The sequence below is a fragment of the Geobacter psychrophilus genome (assembly GCF_056821595.1).
Window position 1 is genome coordinate 3,341,416 of sequence record NZ_JBXDTU010000004.1, and the last position, 19,781, is coordinate 3,361,196.

Consider the following 19,781-nt stretch of genomic DNA (forward strand, 5'->3'; position numbering starts at 1 on the left):
TCTATTTCCCGCAACACTTCTTGTATTTTTTACCGCTGCCGCAGGGACAGGCATCGTTTCGGCCGGCCACCTTCTGACTTTTGGCCGGTTCATGGGCATGCTCATCATCGGCAGAAAGGTTGAATACCAGCTTCTGGCTGCGCTGCTGCTGCTCTTCCTCAATTTTTTCAACCTCATCCGGGTGTTCCACCTGTACCCAGTAGATGCGCTCAACCACTTCTTCGCGGATGCGGATGATCATCTCCATAAAGAGGTTGTAGGCCTCTTTCTTGTATTCCTGTTTGGGATCCTTCTGCCCGTAGCCGCGCAGTCCGATACCTTCCTTGAGGTGATCTATGTTGAGCAGGTGGTCTTTCCAGTGGGTGTCGATGGCCTGAAGCATCATCACCTTGATCAGGTGATCGATCAGTTCATCACCCATTTCATTGACCCGGCCTTCAAAGATGGCATGGGCCTGCTCCTTGAGGGTGTCCCTGAAGTTGGTCGGATTCAGCCGACCCATTACCTCGTGCGGCAGATCAAGCTGCAGGTTGAAACACTTGAAGACGATCTCGCTGATGCCCTTCCAGTCCCATTCATTGGCCGGGGTCTTGTCAATGGCGTAACTGGCGACGATCTCCTCGATGGTTTCATCCAGCATCTCCAGGAAGCTGTCGCGGATCTCCTGTCCGGCCAGAATCTCGCGGCGCTGGGTGTAAATGACCTCGCGCTGTTTGTTCATGACATCGTCGTATTCGATCAGGTGCTTGCGGATATCAAAGTTGTGGGCCTCAACCTTCTTCTGGGCATTCTCGATGGAGCGGGTAATCATGCCGTGGGTGATGGCTTCTCCCTCTTCGATCTTGAGGATGTCCATGATCTTGGCCACCCGTTCAGAGCCGAAAATCCGCAGCAGGTCGTCCTGCAGCGACAGGTAGAACTTGGAAGATCCGGGATCGCCCTGGCGACCGGAACGTCCGCGCAGCTGGTTGTCGATGCGGCGCGATTCGTGGCGTTCGGTACCCAGGATGTGCAGGCCGCCCAGCTTGATCACCGCATCATGTTCCGCTAAGCATTCAGCCTTTGATTTTTCAAGAACGGCCTGGTATTCCTCGTCGCTGGCTTCCGGGTTGGCCTTGCGCCACTGTTTGGCCAGGGCTTCACCATTGCCGCCCAGCAGAATGTCGGTACCACGGCCGGCCATGTTGGTGGCGATGGTGATGGCCTTCAGGCGCCCGGCCTGGGACACGATCTCGGCCTCTTTTTCGTGCTGCTTGGCGTTGAGTACGGTGTGCGGGATACCCTGGCGCTTGAGCAGTTCTGAAAGTACCTCAGATTTTTCGATTGAGATCGTACCGACCAGGCAGGGCTGGCCGACGGCGTAGTGTTCCTTGATATCTTCGATGACCGCGTTGAACTTCTCCATTTCGGTCTTGTAGATCACGTCCGGGAAGTCGGGGCGCAGGAGTGGCCGGTTGGTGGGTATCACCATGACATTGAGCTTGTAGATCTTGTGGAATTCTTCGGCCTCGGTATCGGCCGTACCGGTCATGCCGGAGAGTTTGGCGTACATGCGGAAGAAGTTCTGGAAGGTGATCGTAGCCAGGGTCTGATTCTCGTTCTCGATCGTGACCCCTTCCTTGGCTTCAATAGCCTGGTGCAGTCCGTCGGACCAGCGGCGGCCCGGCATGAGACGTCCGGTGAACTCGTCGACGATCATGACCTCGCCGTCTTTTACCACGTAATCCACATCGCGCTTGTACATGGCGTGGGCCCGCAGGGCCTGCTGCGTGTGGTGCAGGAACTCGATGTTGCGCGGGTCGTACAGGTTGTCGACCTTGAGCAGTTTTTCGACCTTGAGGACACCCTGTTCGGTCAGGGTGGCACTCTTGGCCTTTTCATCGATGGTATAGTCGCCGCTGTAGGCCTTGCGTTTGCCGGAGAGGGTGTTGGCCTCCACGTCATGCATCTCGCCCCGTTCCAGCTGGGGGATGATGCGGTCGATGATGTAGTATTTATCGGTGGATTCCTCCGTTGGTCCGGAGATGATCAAGGGCGTCCTGGCCTCATCGATCAGGATGGAGTCTACCTCGTCGACAATGGCGTAGTTGAAGCCGCGCTGTACGTAGTCGTCCAGGGAAAATTTCATGTTGTCGCGCAGGTAGTCGAAGCCGAATTCGTTGTTGGTGCCGTAGGTGATGTCAGCGGCATAATTGATGCGGCGCTGGTCGTCCTCAACTCCATGCACGATGACGCCGACGGTCAGCCCCAGGAAGCTGTAGAGCCTGCCCATCCATTCCGAGTCACGCCTGGCCAGATAATCATTGACCGTGACGACATGCACACCCTTGCCGCTGATGGCGTTCAGGTAGGCGGGCAGGGTGGCCACCAGGGTTTTACCCTCGCCGGTCTTCATCTCGGCAATCTTGCCGGCATGCAACACCATGCCGCCGATCAGCTGCACATCGAAGTGGCGCATGCCCAGTACCCGTTTGCCGGCTTCACGACAGACGGCAAAGGCCTCGGGCAGCAGGGCGTCCAGGGATTCTCCTCTGGTGTAACGCTCCTTGAATTCAGCTGTTTTTCCGCAGAGTTGCTCGTCGTTTAACGCTGCAACGGAGGACTCCATTGCATTGATTTTCGCTACGATCGGCCAGAGTTTTTTGAGCTCGCGCTCATTTTTGCTGCCGATGAATTTCTTGATAATTGAACTGAACATTTACTACTCCAGGATGTTATATGATTGAAAAAAAGCTTCTAAAGCTAGCACAAATCATGTTGCGACTCAATAGAAAAGGGGAACAGGCCTTGTCTGAAATGCCGGTCCCGTTGCGACCTGTATACGCTTACCGGCTTGCAAACAGGGGATGGTGGTGTAAGATTCAACTAGCCATTTCACTTCAGGAGACAACCCATGTCGTTAGTCATAACCACGCATAGTGACCATATCGGGACCATTACCTTCAATCACGCCGAAACCCGCAACAGTCTTTCCAACCAGCTGCTCAAGGAACTGATCGAGGCGCTGGAGTTTTTTGAGAAGCGAAAAGCCCGTGCGGTGGTCATTCGAGCGGCAGCCGGTGTCAAGGTCTGGTCATCGGGCTTCGATATCACCGAACTCCCTGTTCCCGGCCGCGATCCGCTCTCCTACAACGATCCTCTGGAACAGGCCCTGCGAGCGATCCAACTGTTCCCTGCACCGGTGATCGCCATGATCGAGGGGAGTGTCTGGGGCGGGGCCTGTGATCTCTCCTTTATCTGTGATATCGCCATCGGCTGTCCAACGGCCGCGTTTGCCATCACACCGGCCAAGATCGGTGTACCGTATAATTCCACCGGAATCCTGCATTTCATCAATGTGGTCGGGCCGCGCATGACCCGCGAGATGTTTTTTACCGCCAAGCCGATCGATGCGGAGCGAGCACTGCAGGTCGGCATACTGAACCATCTGGTGCCGACTGATGAACTGGAGGCCTTCTGTTACGCCATGGCGGCGCAGATATCGGAAAATTCACCCCTGGCTATTGCGGTCATCAAAGAACAGTTGCGTCTGCTGGGGAATTCCCACCCTTTAAGTCCCGAGACCTTCGAGAGGATTCAGGGCCTGCGCAGAAGGGCCTATGACAGCGCCGATTATCTGGAAGGGAAGAATGCCTTCTACGAGAAGCGTAAACCGGTATTTAAAGGGGAGTGATCTGCACTGTTCAGGTTGGTATAAGCCGGGAGCGGCTGAAACAATCGCTCCCGGCTTGCATTACACGTGGTTGCGCAGCATCAGTTCAGCCGGGTGGGGCGCAAGATAAACCTGCTGCCTGAGGTAGGATTGATCATATTTTGCAACATAGTGCTTCAGCAGGGTCAGCGGTACCAACAAGGGAACCAGCTGGTCATGATACTGTCGGATCGTTTCCAGTAATTCGCTTTTCTCCGCAGAACTCAGCTGCTTTTTGAAATACCCCATGATATGCATCAGCACGTTGGTATTCTTCTTTGCCGTGGCGTGCAGTGACAGCCCCTTCATCAGCAGTTCCTCGTAGCGACGGAACAGTTCCTCCTGCTTCATTCCCTTGCCATGCGCCACAAGTATACCCATGTCGCGGTAGATCTGGGGACTATGGGCCATCATGACCAGTTTGTGGCGGGTGTGAAACTCCACCAGGCCGCCAATATTGGCCGGGCCGCACAGAAAATCCTTCCAGCGGCGATAGCTGAAGACCCGTTCGATGAAGTTCTCACGGATGTGCGGGTCAAGCAGACGACCTTCCTCTTCCATCGGCAGCAGTGGAAAATGTCGGGCCATGGCTGCGGCAAACAGGCCGCTGCCGGTTTTGGACGGCATTCCGGCCGGACCGTAGACCTTGACCCGGAACAGACCCGAGCTGGGTGAATCCTTCTTGAAGATGAAGCCGCACAGGTCAGCATTCTCCAGTTCCCGTGTTGTGGATTCGCAAAAGGCCAGCATCTGGCCGGTCTTGTCGATGCGGCTAAGCCGTGTCATCAGGCGCGGATTGGCCGGATCACCCTCCAGTCGCATGGCCTCGCGCGGCGTGCTCATGCCGCAGCCCACTTCCGGGCAGACCGGCAGGAAACTGAAAAATCTGCCCAGGGTATCGGTGACATAGTGGTCGTGCTTGTGGCCGCCGTCGTAGCGGACATGCTCCCCCAGCAGGCAGGCGCTGACGCCGATTCTTATGGGGGACGTCATTTCCTATTTATCCTTGCGGGGCACAACCACGATGCCGGACTCGGTAATCGTATATCCCTTCCTGCGGTCATCATCATGATCATAGCCGATGACGCTTCCATCCGGGATCACGACATTTTTATCAATGATGGCTCTCTTTATCTTCACATGGCGCCCGACATTGACATTTTCAAAGAGGATCGAGTCTTCAATCAGGCTGTAGCTGTTGACCTTGCATAAAGGACCGAGGATGGAGCGCCGAACCGTGCTGCCGCTGGTGATGCAGCCTGCGCAGACATACGAATCGATGTTTACCCCGCGGCGGCTGTCATCGTCAAACACGGTCTTGGCCGGCGGCAGGTTGCCCTGGTTGGTCAGGATCGGCCATTTGTAGTTGTAGAGATTCAATTGCGGCGACACATGGATCAGATCCATATTGGCCTCATAATAGGAGTCGAGGGTTCCCACATCCTTCCAGTAGCCGCGCTCTTCGGCCTTCATACCGGGAATCACATTGTCGTTGAAGTTGTAGGCAAAGATCCGGTCATTGGCTTTCAGCATCATCGGGATGACATGCTTGCCGAAATCCAGGTCCTCGTGCAGTTTCTTCCCCTCCTGCAATATCTCGATCAGTTTTTTCGTCGAGAAGATGTAGTTACCCATGGAAGCGAAGCAGGTTTCGCGACCCGGTATGGTTTCCGGTGTCTCGGGCTTTTCCGTAAAGTCGGTGACCCGGGAGTCATCATCTACCGATAACACCCCAAAACGGCTGGCCTCTTCACAGGGAATCTCCAGGGCGGCGATGGTGATGTCGGCCCGGTTCATGCGGTGGTAGTTGATCATCTGGGTGATGTCCATCTTGTAGATGTGGTCGCCGCCGAAGATCGCCACGTAATCGGCATCCGAAGATTCCACAAAACGCAGGTACTGGATGATCGCGTCGGCAGTCCCTCGGAACCACTCCTCGCTTTCGCTGCTGGTCTCAGGCGAGATCGCCACGTAGAACTCGCCCAGGCCGGTCCATTTGCCCCAGGATTCGCGGATATGCTTGTTCAGTGAAAAGGCCCGGTACTGGGTCAGGATGTACACCTTCTTGATGCCCGAGTTGAACATGTTGGAGAGGACGAAGTCGATAATCTTGTATTTTCCGCCAAAGGCGACGCTCGGTTTGGCCCTGCGCTCGGTCAATGGACTGAGCCGTTCGCCCTTGCCGCCGGCCAGCACCATTGCAATCGTGTTTCTGCCCACATTGTCCATGGAATACATACGCATTCCTCCCCGATATAGTTTTGTGCCGATTTTTTGTATAGTAGTTACATTGATCTTTATATTCAAGTGATTCTAGCTAGTTTATGCCAAGGAATGTGGATTTCGTTGATTGTATGAAAAAATCTTACTCTGGATCGGCTCTTTGGAGTGGATAACAGTACTGTCGGGAAAAGCAGGGTGGACAGCGAACCAGCAACTCACCGTCCAGTGAACGGTTGATATTTCCACTTATTTGTTGGCCTGAACCAGCTTGTGGCACAGTAAGCACTGCTCTTTTGGCGGATGTGACTTGGGCAGGGGAATAAACTGGATGCCGTGGCAGGCGGCACAATCCTTTTCCACCCTAGCCCGGTCTGCTCCCGTACGTAGGGCATCATGAAACCTGCTATGCCTGTCGTCGTACGGAACGCTTTTAGTCTTTACCCTGTCTGTGCTCATGAAGAGTGTACCGAGAACAGCAACGATGACAGCAGCAAACAGCAAATCTCTCTTAGAAAATTTCATGGGGTTCCTGGATGGTCTCTTTAAGCTCGATTACAAAATTGACCCAACGGTGTTCAGGCTGACCCGCCTTCGACGGGTCTTTCCGAAGGTTGGGCCGAGTCATGTTCTTTTATTAAAAGTTGTAACATAAAAGCTTTGACCTAATTATATATTGTTGTTACATTAAATCCATGATCATTGAGTTCGATACCGTCAAAAGAGAAAAGACCCTGTTGGAGCGTGGGCTTGACTTTGCTGATTCTGACAAGGTGTTTGCCGGTATTCACTTTGTTGCACCTGATGATCGTCTTGATTATGGCGAGGAGCGTTTCTTCACCGTTGGCCTGTTGGATGGCCGAATGGTGGTGATTGTCTGGACTCCGAGAAACGACGCCCGCCGAATTATTTCTATGAGGTACGCCAATGACCGCGAAATCAGCCGTTACAAAAAACACCTTGGTTGATCCGGACGATGCTCCGGAATTGACCGATGCCTGGTTTGAAAAAGCCGACCTTATGCAAGGCACCAAACTTGTCCGTCGTGGCCGTCCTGCCGGGCAAACCAAGGCATCACAAACAGTCCGTTTTGATCTGGATGTTCTCGCAGCCTTCAAGGCCACTGGCAAGGGATGGCAGACCCGCATGAACGAAGCATTGCGGGAATGGTTGAAGGAACATCCGATGAAGCATGCGTGAGTTAGAAGTCCGTTTGATCTCCAGCGTTTTTCTCAAATTTAGATTTAACAAAGTGGGCAAACTTCGAATGAAAGTAACCAAGGCACCCATTGATTCACCTCTTTCTTCGTTAAGGCATGCCAAACCCACTTCAGGCGACATTCAGGGCATCGGATCGAAGTACAAGCAAATATTCCCACGCACAATTCCGGCAGCAATAGAAATCAAGTCAATGTAGACAGGCAGTCTGCCGACTTCCTGCATTTGGTTGATTCCATAAAACATGCCTGCGGGGCAAGCAAGCAGGCCAAGGAAGCTACTGTATAGTTTCCATTCCTGCTTGGTTGTTCTTATCTTTGAATTAGTTGTCATTTTCATCGTCCAACGGCTGGGCAGAACACCGGCGGTTTTAGGCCGGTGCTTCTGTCTGGTTATACCTCGCCTTGCGGTGGGGCAGGAAGGGAGGCGGGAGCATGTTTAAGGATTTTTATACATTAATTGTATGTCACGATCTAAATCTTTTGAAAATTCCTTTGGGGTTAGCGATTGAATCTGTTTTCTATATTCTTGAAGTAATTTGTCTCTTTGTGGCCGCGAGTCTCCAAATTGCCCAACTCCGTCTTCAACGACAAGTATCATTTTTGTCAATGTTGTTACTACTTTCTGGAGTTGTTTTTGTGTTACTGCAATGTCTTGTTGATTTGCTGATACCTCATTTACTTTCGAGTCAATATATTTTACTTGCTGTTCTAACGTTATGTATGGGGTGGTTACCTTTGTGTTTGGATTATTTTGAAAAAATAGGAGTGTTGCCGTACGAGAACACAAACAAGAGAATATCCAAAAATAGCGGTTGATTTCATGCGGTACGCGAGAGTTGGAACATCCATTTGTCATCTTGATAGCAAAGTGACGACGAAAATGAGCAAAGCAATACTCGTTAAAATAATGACAAAAAACCAGAAGTTGCCAATCTTTTTTCTGAAATCAATTAAGAACCAACCCTCAAAATACGCGCCTAAATACATTATGGGCAGCAACAACAACGCAAGAAGGATCCAAGAAAGTTTCATATCGGTGTCTGGCCTGTAGGATCAGAGCTTACCTTGTAGACGTGCTTGTTCTTGACTTTGTTGTTTCGTATCTCTTGGAGAATTTCTGACAAAGTCGCTTCACTTGATGTCTCTGCTCTGTCCCCTGCCCAAATTGCCTGAAAAATAAAGCCTCCTGCTTCCTCTGCCAGCACTTGCAGCGCCGTTGCCAAAGGTTCTAGTATTTCTGGTTCTAGGTCCCACACTGGCTCGTTCCAGTCCGCGTTATCCGACAAAAGCGAACATGAGCATCCACCGTCACGCGAGAACAAGAGGGCTCCTTTATATGGCTTATTTAGCTTTTCAACTCGCAGTCCTGAGAGCTTTGACAACCTCTGAGCACTTACCCGGTTTTCTTGTGATGGGATTGCATATGCTTGAAGGCACATTTTCTTCGTCTTCCTTTTTTACCTTCCAACGTCTCAAGGCACCAGCGGCGGAGCGTCAGCGGAGACCGCTGTTGCCGCTGGTTATCTGTTTCAGTCAGTTGTCTTTTCATAGCTGGCGATGACTCCGCTACTCATCTGGACCTCTAACTGCGCACACGTTCCGACATTCCTATGCCACCCACCTGCTGCAAGCCAACTACGATATCCGCACCATCCAGACCAAACTCGGTCACTCCAGTTTAAAGACCACCATGATCTATACCCATTGCGTTCCGGTCAGGACGATGAAGGAGGCAAAGAGCCCGCTGGATTTCTGAAGACAGCACATGCTTGTGCGTGCTATTCCACGTTTAGTCACTAATTGCACTTAACGGAATTCCGAGGAATCCACTCCATGCGTTTTGGCCTCTGCTGCCTGTTTCACAATGAACCGGTTTTGTTCCGGACAACCACCGCCAAGGCGCTGTTTGCCCTGGGTCGCGCAGATCAATTGCTCAAGCTGTCCGGCATCTGCCTGCACAATGTCCGCAACCTGCTGCTGGCGCTGGAGGTGGTCCAGCGTCTCGGCATACGCGCCTTCCGGATCATGTCGCCGCTCTTTCCCCGCATGACGCATCCTAATGTGGGCTACCTCCTGGGCGATCTCCCGGATGGAGATGCCATCGCACTCCTGCTGGGCACGATCCGGATCTACGCCCAACAGCATGATATCCGGCTCAGTTTTCACCCGGACCAGTTTGTCGTATTGTCGTCGCCGCACCCGGCGGTGGTGGCAAATTCCATGCGGGAGCTGGAATACCAGGCGGGGTTGGCTCAAATCCTGGGCGCTGATGTTATCAACATCCATGCTGGCGGGGTGTACGGGGACAAGTCAGCGGCACTGCAGCGCTTCTGCCGGGTGTTTCCGGGGCTGCCTGAAAATGTCAGAGCCCGCCTGACACTGGAGAACGATGATGTCAGCTACACGGTCCGGGACCTGCTGCCGGTCTGCCAGCAGCTCGCAATCCCGCTGGTGTATGATGTGCACCACCATCGCTGCAACCCGGACGGACTGTCTGTTGAAGAGGCGACGCTGCTGGCGGGTGAAACCTGGCAGAGGGTGGGGCGGGAGCAGTATTGCCATCTCTCCTCGCCGCGGGCCGGCTGGGGGGGCGGCAACCCCAGGCCGCATGCCGATTATATCGATCCGGCCGATCTGCCCGACTGCTGGCAAGGACGGGAGCTGACCGTGGACATCGAGGCCAAGGCCAAGGAACTGGCGGTGGTTCGACTGATGGACGATCTGAAAGGGTGAGTACCCACGGGGAATCAAGCGAAGGCCGGATTCCTGCTGCCGCTCGGCATCTGTTATTGTGAGACAACATACCCGGCAATCGTCCGGGCGATTTTCTCCGGGGTGCAGCGGTCGTTATTGAACAACAGATCGTAGAGTGCCGGGTCATGGTCATTCTGGCTGAGAAAATCCCGGGTGAAATGATCCCGCGCTTTCTGCTGACGATGCATCAACCTTTCCGCATCCTCCGCTGCAAGATTCAAACGGCGGGCGAGTGTGGCTGATTTGAATGTGTCGGAGGCATACATCCTGAAATGATGGGAATGTGCAAGATGCCGGGTGATGATGGCGCCCCCCAGCTCGACAATAATCACATTCCCCTGTTCTGCCAGCGCCACCACATGGCGGGAGAGCAGCCTGAAATACTCCTGATCGCTCTTCCAGCGGGGCGAGAAGGTTGCCAGGACTTCATCCAGAATCCGGTTGTTTTCCCCCAGCGTCTGCAGGATCTCCTCTGAGATATTATGGCGACGGGCCACCTCTTCCAGAACAGCCTTGTCGATCAGCACCCATTCATCGCCGCTCTTCTCCATCATGATCTCACGCAGCTGTTCGGCCACCGGATACCCTTCGCAGCCGTATTCCCGCGAGATGGTGATGCAGGGGCGCGGCTTCGGTTGTCCGTGCTTTGAAAACGCCTTCTCTTTCTGTCTGCGGTTGTACTCCTCAAGTGATCCGATCCTCAAATCTACCGAGGGAATTAACAAATTATCCGGCATGCTACCTCCTGTAAATTTTCATGACAGTCGTATCAGACTGCGCTATAAATGCAACTATGGTGTGAACGGATTATGGGTATATACAATAATGAAGGTTGGAAGGAAAGCATGCAGACCAGATCGGGGAGAATTTTTGTTATGACCATCGGATTGCTGGGGATTTTGGGATGTGCCGGTGAGCGCCCCAACAACCTGGGTGCGCGGGACGGACTCCTGGCTGCATGTCCCGATTCTCCCAACTGTGTATCGAGCCAGGCTGCTGACGGTGGGCACCGGATCGCAGCGCTGCTGTTTAGCGACGATCCCGATGCGGCCTTTACCCGCTTGAAACGGGTTCTCGGACAACGGGGCGACACCACTATCCTGGAGGATTCGCCCGGCTATCTGCGGGTGGAACTGCGTACGCTCCTGTTTGTGGATGACGCTGAATTCCTGCTGGACCGCTCGCAGCAGGTTATCCATGTACGGTCCGCTTCACGACTGGGCTATTCCGACCTGGGCAAGAACCGCAGCCGGATGGAGCAGATCCGTAAAGAATTTACTGGCGATGGGAATAAACCTTGAGTCTGATTAATTTCACCGCATGAAAGGAGTCAGGTGATGATCATTTTCACTGTTAACGGCACAGAACAACGAATTGAAGTTAGCCCGGATACGCCGCTGTTGTGGGTTTTGCGGGAGAAGCTGGGGCTGACCGGCACCAAGTACGGCTGCGGCCAGGGGTTGTGCGGCGCCTGCACGGTCCAGATCAACGGCACCCCGCAGCGCTCCTGCATCACTCCGGTGGGGGATGTTCAGGGGAAAAAGGTGCTGACCATCGAGGGGATCCCGGAAAACCATCCGCTCAAGAAGGCCTGGCTGGCCCAGGAAGTCTCCCAGTGCGGCTACTGCCAGCCGGGTCAGATCATGACTGCTGCGGCGCTGCTGGCAAAGAAGCCAAAACCGACCGATGCCGATATCGATAGCGCCATGAGCGGCAACCTGTGCCGCTGCGGCACCTATGGCCGTATCCGTCGGGCGATCCATGCTGCCAGCGCCAAGGCTGCTAAGAAGGGAGGGCGGAAATCATGAGCACCTCATCCAAAATGAGCCGGAGACAGTTCATCAAGACCAGCGCCCTGGCCGGTGGCGGTCTGCTGCTGGCCTGCCACCTCCGTATCGGAACACGCGAAGCAGCAGCTGCCGGCGGAACTGATTTTGCCCCCAATGCCTTCCTGCGCATTGGAACAGACGAGTCTGTGACGGTGATCGTCAACAAGTCCGAGATGGGGCAGGGGGTTTACACCTCGCTCCCCATGCTGGTGGCCGAGGAGCTGTGCTGCGACTGGAAGCGAGTGCGTTTCCAGCCGTCACCGGTGGCCCCGGAGTACAACCATGCCCAGTTCGGACCGATTATGGTCACCGGCGGCAGCACCAGTGTGCGTTCCGAGTGGGACCGGCTTTCTCTGGCCGGGGCTGCGGCCCGTGAGATGCTGATCGCCGCGGCTGCAGGGCAGTGGCAGGTCGAACCGGCCGCCTGTCGGGCAGAAAATGGCGTTGTACACGGCCCCGGCGGCAAACAGCTCAGCTTCGGCAAGCTGGCCGCCAGGGCCGCCAAGCTGCCGGTGCCCAAGGAGCCGAAGCTGAAATCGAGTGCGAAAACAGTGCTCGGCAAGCCGCTCCACCGCCTGGACAGTCCGGCCAAGGTCAACGGTACGGCGGTTTTCGGCATCGACGTCCATGTGCCGGGCATGCTGACTGCTGTGATTGAACGGCCGCCGGTCTTCGGCGGCAAGGTCAAAAGCTTTGAGCCTGCCAAGGCACTGGCCGTCCCGGGCGTTAAACAGGTATTGGCGGTTGATGCGGGTGTGGCCGTGGTGGCCGACGGCTTCTGGCCGGCCATGAAAGGACGCGAGCTGCTGCAGGTCGTGTGGGATGAAGGGGCGGGTGCCAAGGTATCGACCTCCGCCATGCGGGAGGAGTATGCCCGCCTGGCTATCACCCCCGGCCTGGTGGCCCGCAGTGAGGGAAACGCAGCTGCTGTGCTGGCCAAGGCCGGCAAACGCTTCGAGGTTCAGTACGAGGTGCCCTATCTGGCCCATGCCCCCATGGAACCGCTCAACTGTTTTGTTGACCTGAAGAAGGACAGCTGTCTGATCCGCACCGGCAGCCAGTTCCAGACCGTGGATCGCAATGCCGCGGCGCGGGTGGCCGGACTCAAGCCGGAGCAGGTCTCCCTGGAGACTACCTTTCTGGGGGGCGGCTTCGGTAGGCGGGCCTGTACCGGCTCGGATTTCGTGGTCGAAGCGGTGCAGGTGGCGATGAAAGTTGGGCAGCCGGTCAAGGTAATCCGCACCCGCGAAGACGATATGCGGGCCGGTTACTACCGTCCCCTGTGGTACGACCGGATTGCGGCCTGCCTGGATGACCGGGTGCTGCCACTGGCCTGGCAGCACCGCATCGTGGGGCAGTCGATCATCGCCGGCACCCCCTTCGAGTCGGCCATGGTCAAGGATGGCCTGGATGATACATCGGTGGAGGGCGCCGCCAACACCCCCTACGCCATCCCCAACCTGCAGGTGGAGCTGCACAGCCCCCGCAATGCCGTGCCGGTGCTCTGGTGGCGCTCGGTGGGGCACTCCCACACCGCCTTCGTGGTGGAGAGTTTCCTGGACGAACTGGCCCATGCCGCCGGTCAGGACCCTTACCAGTACCGCCGTCGGCTGCTGACAAAGCACCCCCGCACCCTGAAGGTACTGGAAACCGCCGCCAAAAAGGCCGGATGGGGTAAGCCGCTTCCCAAGGGACGTGGAAGGGGCATTGCCGTGCATGAATCGTTCGGCAGCTTCATCGCCCAGGTGGCCGAGGTGTCCCTGGACAAAAAAGGCAACATCAGGCTGCACCGGGTGGTCTGCGCCGTCGATTGCGGCCGGATTGTCAATCCGGACACGATCAAGGCCCAGATGGAATCGGGCATCACCTTCGGTCTGTCGGCGGCCCTCTACGGCGCGATCACCCTCAAGGACGGCCGGGTGGAGCAGGGTAATTTTCATGACTACCCGCTGGTGCGCATGGCGGCCATGCCAAAGGTGGAGGTGCACATCATCGACAGCACAGAACCGCCGGGCGGTGTGGGCGAACCGGGTGTGCCTCCGATTGCACCGGCCGTGGCCAATGCACTGTTTGCGGCCTGCGGGGTACGGCTGCGCTCACTGCCCATGACGCCGGAAAAGATTGCAGCTGCACGAAATAAGGGGTGATCGATTGACCGATCTGGATCTGTATGAGGAAGTGGTACGGCTCACCCGCCGGGGTGAGCCGTTTGCGCTGGCTACCGTTATCGCCAGCAGCGGTTCATCACCCCGCAAGGCCGGTGCCAAGATGCTGGTGCGCAGCGACGGCAGCTTTTGTGGCACAGTCGGCGGGGGGCGCGTAGAAAAGGAATCCGTCGCGGCGGCGCTGGCGGCGCTGGCGGATGGCGCAACCCGCACGCTGGACTATGTCCTGACCGCTGAAAACGGTTTTGCCTGCGGCGGGAGTATGTCGGTCTACATCGAACCCCAGGGGCGCAGGCCGCTGCTGGTCATGTTCGGCGCAGGTCATGTGGGGCGGGCGGTGACTGCTCTGGCCCGCGGCTGCGGCTTCCGGGTGGTCGTGGTGGATGATCGTCCCGAATGTGCCGTTGCGGAACTGCTTCCCGAAGCCGACGAGATAATCTGTGCCCCGGTGGATGGTGCCTTTGCAAGCCTGAAGTTGGACCAGGAGAGTTTCGTGGTGATCGCCACGCCGGGGCATCTGCACGATTTTGCCGCGGTGCGGGGCTGTCTGGCTACCCCGGCCGGTTTTATCGGGCTGCTGGGAAGCCGCCGCAAGCGGGAGACCCTGCTCAGAGCCCTGGAAGAGGAGGGTTTTGATGCCGGACAGCGGGCCAGGGTCGTCACCCCGGTGGGGCTTGATATCGGCGCCCAGACCCCGGAGGAGATCGCCGTCAGCATCGTCGGGCAGCTGATTGCTCTCCGGAGCGGGATGTGACCTGCCGAGTTGCTGCCATCCTGCTTGCGGCCGGAAAATCCCGACGCATGGGGAGCTGCAAGCAGTTGCTGCCGCTGGGCCACTGCACGGTGATACATCGCTGTCTCGACGCACTTGCTGCGGGCGGGGCCGACGAGATCGTGGTGGTCGTTTCGGAAGAGGGCTCTGACGTGGCCGAGGCGGTCCGTGCGTACCCGGCCAGGTTCGTGATCAACACGGCAGTGGATGGTGACATGGCCTCCTCGGTGCGGGCCGGTCGTGATGCCCTGACGACTGCGGCGAGTGCTGTGATCGTCCTTCCCGGCGATTATCCGCTGGTCACTGCCGGCACCATTGCCGCCCTGATTGCCGGGCATGCTGCGTCACCGGACAGGATCATCATCCCCTGTCACGACGGCCGGCGCGGGCATCCGCTGCTCTTCCCCCGCTTCATCCTGGATGATCTGGCCAAGGGCTTGACCCTGCGTGACCTGGTGCGGGGGGATCCAGACCGGATCAGCTGTATTGATGTGGCCGATCCGGGAGTATTGCATGATATGGACACCCCCGAGGATTATCAGCATATCCGCAGCATGATTCAATCAATCGAGGAATCTTACGAAATAATGCCAGAGACCGTGATAGAAAACGATGAATGGGAATCCCGCTGCCATGGCTGCGGAGAGTGCTGTTTTGAAAAGATTGAGGACGACCAGGGGACGATTTTCTACCTGATGTCCGCATGCCGCTATCTGGACCTGGAGACCCGTCAGTGCCGTATTTATGAAAATCGTTTTGTCATCAACCCCGATTGTGTCAAGCTGACCGCCGAACTGGTGCCGACCCTGCGCTGGCTGCCACAAACGTGCGGCTATCGTGCGGCAGCCCATCCGGATGTACCGCCCATGCCGCAGCGGGGGCGGTCACGCAGGAAAAAGAGCCGCTGATGTGCATAATGGGGCTTCGAACCCATTGGAGAAAAGCTGATGGCTGATTTTCAAAATCCCCTTAAAAACTCGCGTTTCTCCCATCCGGATGCCTTTTCTGGGTACAACGACTATGTCGAAGCAGCCAGTTTTGCGGTCCTGGGCTGCATCGGCGGGCTTGATTACATCACCGGCTACGAATTCGGTTTTTTTATTTTCTACTTTATCCCGGTAGCCATTTCCTCCTGGTACTGCGGCCGGCGTCTGGGGCTGCAGGTTGCCTTCGGTTCGGCCATTGTCTGGTACCTGTCCGACAAATTCACCCACCATCCCTACTCCCACTCCTATTTCATCTACTGGGAGATGTTTATGCGCCTGGTCTCGTTTCTCACCACGACCCTGACCATCTCTCGAATTCGTGAGATGGTCTTGAAAGAGGAACAGATGCTGAAGGAATTGATGGTTGTCAGGCAGGAACTGGACAGCATGAAGCAGGGGGGCAGTCACGTCCGCTAGTGTCACGATGCCGGCGATAGTGGAACCGTACCTCTGTTGAGAAAGATATGAGCCAGCCGCCGGTGTTGCGCTTGGCCGAGGCTGCCGCGTGTGGCAATTCATGGGATTGTAACTCTGATCTGCTCCGCCCGGCTTATTGTTTCGCTGGTAGCCATAGCCTAAAAGAACAAGCCTAGTCCCGTTGTCTTCCCGCCCTGTTTCTCTGGATACCACTTCATACGTACGATAATTCCGGAACAAATTCCGCTGATATTCCAGCGGGCAATCGACCCTGGTCAGCAGTTCGGGTACGGGTAACCATGCGCATAAATTATTTGCGCCGCCTCCCAAAAAGTATTAACGTGGAACAAAAGACAGAAAAGGTCTTTAATTGGGTGTTAGTATGAATACAGTGATCGCGCTGGAGGCAACGCTCGTATCCTACGGTATCGTTTGGGGACCTGCTGCCAAGAGGAGATTTGTTGCACCTGCTTTGCAATCTGATAAACCAACACACTGCCGGAAATAACTGAAAGGAGCTCATCCATGACCACCCGCCGCATTGCCAAGATCTTCAAAAGCCGTCCCACCGTCGAAGGAGCCGGTGTTCATCTGAAACGGGCCTTCGGCAATTCCCAGGTGCCCCAGTTCGACCCGTTTCTGATGCTGGATGATTTTCATACCTCCAACCCGGACGAGTATCTGCTCGGATTTCCCTGGCACCCCCACCGGGGTATCGAGACCATTACCTATGTGCTGGAGGGCCTGGTGGAGCATGGCGACAGCATGGGCAACAAGGGGGTCATCGGGGCCGGTGATGTGCAGTGGATGACCGCCGGCAGCGGCATTATTCACCAGGAGATGCCACAGCTGAGCCCGACCGGCACCATGTGGGGATTCCAGTTCTGGGCCAATCTGCCGGCCAGGCAGAAGATGATGGCGCCCCGCTACCGCGACGTCAAGGCCGCTGACATCCCGGAAGTTACCCTGGAGAACGGCGTAAAGATCAAGGTGGTTGCCGGTGAGGTGGGGGGCGTGAAGGGACCGGTGGGAGATATTGTGATCGAGCCGGAAATGCTGGATATCAGCGTGCCGGCCGGCACCAGGTTTTCACACTCCTTGCCGTCCGGTCATACCGCCTTTGCCTACATCCTGTCCGGTGAGGGCTATTTTGATGATCAACGGGATGCCTATGCCTATGAGATGATCGGTCACGGCTGGTCGGATACGGAGCGCCGCTGTCTCTGCGGGATTGAAACCGTGGTGCTGTTTGAGCATGCCGGTGCTGCGGTGGAAATAACGACGACTGACAATGCGCTGCGCTTCCTGTTTGTTTCCGGCAGGCCGCTGGGCGAACCGGTGGCCTGGTACGGCCCGATCGTGATGAATACCCAGGAGGAGTTGAAGACCGCTTTTGAGGAATACCAGCGGGGGACGTTCGTCAAATGACCCTCCGCTTCGACCGGACCCTGCGCCCGGTCCGCAGAAAGGAGTTGATCGTGTATGAATGCAACCATAACCGCAGGTGAACTGCAGCAGCTGATCTCCAGCGGTTCTGTCACTTTGCTGGATGTCCTGCTCCCCGAGGATTTTGCCTGTCGGCATATCGCCGGGGCAGAAAATGCCTGTGTCTACGAGATGGTTTTTCTGGAACATGCCGCGCAATGTGTGCCGGACCCGGAACAGACCGTCGTTGTGTATGATGACAGCGGCTCGACCCTGGCCGCCCGCACCGCCAAAGAAAAACTGGAGCGCGCCGGGTATCGCACGGTAAGGATTCTGGAAGGAGGCCTGCAGGGCTGGCTGGCGGCCGGATTTGCGGTTGAACAGAGCACCCCGTATTCTCCGCCAATTGTCCTGGACGGTGTGTATGCGATTGATACGGAAAAGAGCGTTGTGGAGTGGCGCGGCCGTAATATCAATAACCGTCATTTTGGCCGGATCACGATCTCCGGGGGAGAGGTGGCCACGTTGAACGGATTGCCGGTGTCGGGCAGATTCGTGCTGGATATGAATACGATCACCAACCTGGATCTGCAGGATGAAGGCTGGCGAGGCATGCTGCACAAGCATCTGAAGTCAGAGGATTTCTTTGACGTGGAACGCTTTCCCACCGCATCCTTCGAGTTGCGCGGTGCCGCTCCGATTGCCGGGGCCACACCCGGAACAGCGAACATGGAAATTGCCGGTGTACTGACGATCAAGGGCACAGCCCGGCCGTTCTGTTTCCCGGCGATGATCGCGGCGGAGGAGGATGGAATACTCAAGGCCCAGGCCGCCATCGATCTCGACCGTACGCTCTGGGATGTGAGCTATGGATCGGGCAAGCTGTATGAGCGGCTCGGCATGCATCTGGTGCATGACCTGATCAGTATCGAACTGTTTATCGTTGCACAAAAAGCGACATAATTAACAGGAGGAGCAAATCATGTGCAAGGTATTGATAGTACACTACAGTATGTACGGCCATATTTACCGGATGGCCGAGGCAGTAGCCGAGGGTGTTCGTGAGGTGCCGGGCTGCGAGGCGATCATCAAGCGCGTTCCCGAAACACTGCCGGACGAGGTCCTGGGGAAGATGGGGGCGCTGGAGGCCGGGAAGGGGATGGCCCATATCCCGATCGCCACGATCGATGACCTGGCCGATGCCGATGCGATTATCTTCGGTACGCCGACCCGTTTCGGCAACATGTGCGGCCAGATGCGCCAGTTCCTGGATGCCACCGGCGGGCTCTGGCTGAAGGGGAGCCTGGTGGGCAAGGTCGGCAGCGTTTTTGCCAGTTCCGCTACCCAGCACGGCGGCCAGGAATCCACCATCCTCAGCTTCCATACCACCCTGCTGCATCAGGGCATGGTCGTGGTCGGGCTGCCGTACTCCTTTGCCGGACAGATGGGGGTAGGGGAATTAACGGGCTGCTCACCCTACGGTGCCTCAACCATAACGGGCGGTCAGGGTGAACGGATGCCCAGCGAGAACGAACTGGCCGGTGCCCGTTTTCAGGGTGCCCACGTGGCTAGGATTGCTGCCAAATTGAAAGGGTGAACCTGATAAATACTCGGCCACAGAGTACTCAAAGCTCACAGAGGGAAATTCGAAAGATATAGTTTGTGCCCTTCTGCACGCACAAATTCTCTGATGAATAGCTTACTGCAGAGATTTTCTCTGTGACCTCTGTGGCAATCGTTGCTTTTGAAGGATCTTTTGAAAGGAGAATCACCTATGGGATCAAAAGGACGTGAGATTATCGGGATGGATGTGGATGAGCTGCTGGGGCTGTTGCGCAGTGCCTACAGTGACGAATGGCTGGCCTATTACCAGTACTGGCTGGGAGCCAAGCTGGTCAAGGGGCCGATGAAGGATGCAGTCGGCGCCGAATTGCTGCAGCATGCCACCGAAGAGCTGCTGCACGCCGATATGGTGGCCATGCGCATCATCCAGCTGGGAGGAACACCGGTCACCAAACCGGAGGAATGGTACAAATTCACCAACTGCGGCTATGAAGCGCCGGACGACCCGTTCGTCAAGACACTGCTGATGCAGAACATCAAGGGCGAGCAGTGCGCCATCGGTGTGTACAAGCGGCTGATGGATCTTACCAGGGAAAAGGACCCGGTTACCTACAATATGGTCCTGACCATCCTGCAGCAGGAGGTGGAGCATGAGGAGGATCTGCAGGCGCTGCTGGAGGATTACGAGCTGATGATCCGGGCCTTCAAGGAATAACGTGACCGGTTTTTTTGAATCAGG

21 protein-coding genes and 1 pseudogene are annotated in these 19,781 nt (G+C 56.1%); 15 read left to right on the forward strand and 7 right to left on the reverse strand.

Going from position 1 to position 19,781, the window contains the following annotated elements; genetic code table 11:
* Nucleotide 1: 1 nt before the first annotated feature.
* Nucleotides 2–2,698, reverse strand: coding sequence for a preprotein translocase subunit SecA (gene secA / locus ACOCF6_RS18040; protein ID WP_482461709.1), 2,697 nt, complete (start codon nucleotides 2,696–2,698; stop codon nucleotides 2–4).
* Nucleotides 2,699–2,893: 195 nt separating this feature from the next.
* Here secA and scpB point away from each other — a divergent pair, with 195 nt between their 5' ends.
* Nucleotides 2,894–3,673 (forward strand): methylmalonyl-CoA decarboxylase, encoded by a 780-nt coding sequence (scpB, locus tag ACOCF6_RS18045; RefSeq protein ID WP_482461710.1) that lies wholly within the window; start codon nucleotides 2,894–2,896, stop codon nucleotides 3,671–3,673.
* A 60-nt stretch (nucleotides 3,674–3,733) separates the two neighbouring features.
* On the opposite strand, the gene ACOCF6_RS18050 is transcribed toward scpB, so the two are convergent.
* The 3 genes from ACOCF6_RS18050 to ACOCF6_RS18060 form a co-directional block, all read right to left on the reverse strand.
* A complete protein-coding gene (locus tag ACOCF6_RS18050; protein WP_482461711.1) occupies nucleotides 3,734–4,684 on the reverse strand; it encodes a YbgA family protein in 951 nt (316 codons plus the stop codon).
* Nucleotides 4,685–4,687: 3 nt separating this feature from the next.
* Nucleotides 4,688–5,929 (reverse strand): glucose-1-phosphate adenylyltransferase, encoded by a 1,242-nt coding sequence (glgC, locus tag ACOCF6_RS18055; RefSeq protein ID WP_482461712.1) that lies wholly within the window; start codon nucleotides 5,927–5,929, stop codon nucleotides 4,688–4,690.
* 231 nt (nucleotides 5,930–6,160) lie between these two features.
* On the reverse strand, nucleotides 6,161–6,436 hold the full coding sequence (locus tag ACOCF6_RS18060) for a cytochrome C (protein WP_482461713.1): 276 nt from the start codon (nucleotides 6,434–6,436) through the stop codon (nucleotides 6,161–6,163).
* A gap of 170 nt (nucleotides 6,437–6,606) precedes the next feature.
* On the opposite strand from ACOCF6_RS18060, the gene ACOCF6_RS18065 reads away from it, so the two are divergent.
* Together ACOCF6_RS18065 and ACOCF6_RS18070 are read left to right on the forward strand one after the other, a co-directional pair.
* On the forward strand, nucleotides 6,607–6,879 hold the full coding sequence (locus ACOCF6_RS18065; RefSeq protein WP_482461714.1) for a BrnT family toxin: 273 nt from the start codon (nucleotides 6,607–6,609) through the stop codon (nucleotides 6,877–6,879).
* On the forward strand, nucleotides 6,839–7,111 hold the full coding sequence (locus tag ACOCF6_RS18070; protein ID WP_482461715.1) for a BrnA antitoxin family protein: 273 nt from the start codon (nucleotides 6,839–6,841) through the stop codon (nucleotides 7,109–7,111). Before ACOCF6_RS18065 ends, ACOCF6_RS18070 begins: the two co-directional genes overlap by 41 nt.
* Nucleotides 7,112–7,252: 141 nt before the next feature.
* Here ACOCF6_RS18070 and ACOCF6_RS18075 read toward each other — a convergent pair whose 3' ends face one another.
* Nucleotides 7,253–7,462, reverse strand: a complete 210-nt coding sequence (locus ACOCF6_RS18075; protein ID WP_482461716.1) for a hypothetical protein — start codon at nucleotides 7,460–7,462, stop codon at nucleotides 7,253–7,255.
* 105 nt (nucleotides 7,463–7,567) lie between these two features.
* Entirely contained in the window at nucleotides 7,568–7,918 is a 351-nt protein-coding gene (locus tag ACOCF6_RS18080; RefSeq protein WP_482461717.1) for a hypothetical protein, read from the reverse strand.
* Between the two features lie 795 nt (nucleotides 7,919–8,713).
* Between ACOCF6_RS18080 and ACOCF6_RS18085 the strand changes: the two are divergent.
* A pseudogene (locus ACOCF6_RS18085) lies at nucleotides 8,714–8,887 on the forward strand (tyrosine-type recombinase/integrase); the annotation flags it as partial.
* A gap of 77 nt (nucleotides 8,888–8,964) precedes the next feature.
* Nucleotides 8,965–9,864, forward strand: coding sequence for a UV DNA damage repair endonuclease UvsE (gene uvsE / locus ACOCF6_RS18090; protein WP_482461718.1), 900 nt, complete (start codon nucleotides 8,965–8,967; stop codon nucleotides 9,862–9,864).
* Nucleotides 9,865–9,917: 53 nt separating this feature from the next.
* Here uvsE and ACOCF6_RS18095 read toward each other — a convergent pair whose 3' ends face one another.
* On the reverse strand, nucleotides 9,918–10,622 hold the full coding sequence (locus ACOCF6_RS18095) for a cytidylate kinase-like family protein (RefSeq protein WP_482461719.1): 705 nt from the start codon (nucleotides 10,620–10,622) through the stop codon (nucleotides 9,918–9,920).
* 138 nt (nucleotides 10,623–10,760) lie between these two features.
* On the opposite strand from ACOCF6_RS18095, the gene ACOCF6_RS18100 reads away from it, so the two are divergent.
* The 10 genes from ACOCF6_RS18100 (at nucleotide 10,761) to ACOCF6_RS18145 (ending at nucleotide 19,757) form a co-directional block, all read left to right on the forward strand.
* Nucleotides 10,761–11,186: a DUF1499 domain-containing protein gene (locus ACOCF6_RS18100; protein ID WP_482461720.1), complete on the forward strand. Its 426-nt coding sequence runs from the start codon at nucleotides 10,761–10,763 to the stop codon at nucleotides 11,184–11,186.
* A 36-nt stretch (nucleotides 11,187–11,222) separates the two neighbouring features.
* The gene (locus tag ACOCF6_RS18105) at nucleotides 11,223–11,693 is read left to right on the forward strand and encodes a (2Fe-2S)-binding protein (RefSeq protein WP_482461721.1); all 471 of its coding nucleotides are present in this window, start codon (nucleotides 11,223–11,225) and stop codon (nucleotides 11,691–11,693) included.
* On the forward strand, nucleotides 11,690–13,861 hold the full coding sequence (locus tag ACOCF6_RS18110; RefSeq protein WP_482461722.1) for a xanthine dehydrogenase family protein molybdopterin-binding subunit: 2,172 nt from the start codon (nucleotides 11,690–11,692) through the stop codon (nucleotides 13,859–13,861). Before ACOCF6_RS18105 ends, ACOCF6_RS18110 begins: the two co-directional genes overlap by 4 nt.
* 4 nt (nucleotides 13,862–13,865) lie before the next feature.
* The gene (locus ACOCF6_RS18115; RefSeq protein ID WP_482461723.1) at nucleotides 13,866–14,633 is read left to right on the forward strand and encodes an XdhC family protein; all 768 of its coding nucleotides are present in this window, start codon (nucleotides 13,866–13,868) and stop codon (nucleotides 14,631–14,633) included.
* Nucleotides 14,630–15,559, forward strand: coding sequence for an NTP transferase domain-containing protein (locus ACOCF6_RS18120; protein WP_482461724.1), 930 nt, complete (start codon nucleotides 14,630–14,632; stop codon nucleotides 15,557–15,559). Before ACOCF6_RS18115 ends, ACOCF6_RS18120 begins: the two co-directional genes overlap by 4 nt.
* A 39-nt stretch (nucleotides 15,560–15,598) precedes the next feature.
* Nucleotides 15,599–16,054 (forward strand): hypothetical protein, encoded by a 456-nt coding sequence (locus tag ACOCF6_RS18125; protein ID WP_482461725.1) that lies wholly within the window; start codon nucleotides 15,599–15,601, stop codon nucleotides 16,052–16,054.
* A gap of 525 nt (nucleotides 16,055–16,579) precedes the next feature.
* Entirely contained in the window at nucleotides 16,580–17,482 is a 903-nt protein-coding gene (locus ACOCF6_RS18130; RefSeq protein ID WP_482461726.1) for a pirin family protein, read from the forward strand.
* 54 nt (nucleotides 17,483–17,536) lie between these two features.
* Nucleotides 17,537–18,442: a YceI family protein gene (locus ACOCF6_RS18135; protein ID WP_482461727.1), complete on the forward strand. Its 906-nt coding sequence runs from the start codon at nucleotides 17,537–17,539 to the stop codon at nucleotides 18,440–18,442.
* Nucleotides 18,443–18,461: 19 nt separating this feature from the next.
* On the forward strand, nucleotides 18,462–19,076 hold the full coding sequence (gene wrbA, locus ACOCF6_RS18140; RefSeq protein WP_482461728.1) for an NAD(P)H:quinone oxidoreductase: 615 nt from the start codon (nucleotides 18,462–18,464) through the stop codon (nucleotides 19,074–19,076).
* 177 nt (nucleotides 19,077–19,253) lie between these two features.
* Nucleotides 19,254–19,757 carry a ferritin-like domain-containing protein gene (locus ACOCF6_RS18145; RefSeq protein ID WP_482461729.1) on the forward strand — a complete coding sequence of 168 codons (504 nt, stop codon included), beginning with the start codon at nucleotides 19,254–19,256 and terminating at the stop codon, nucleotides 19,755–19,757.
* Nucleotides 19,758–19,781: the final 24 nt, after the last annotated feature.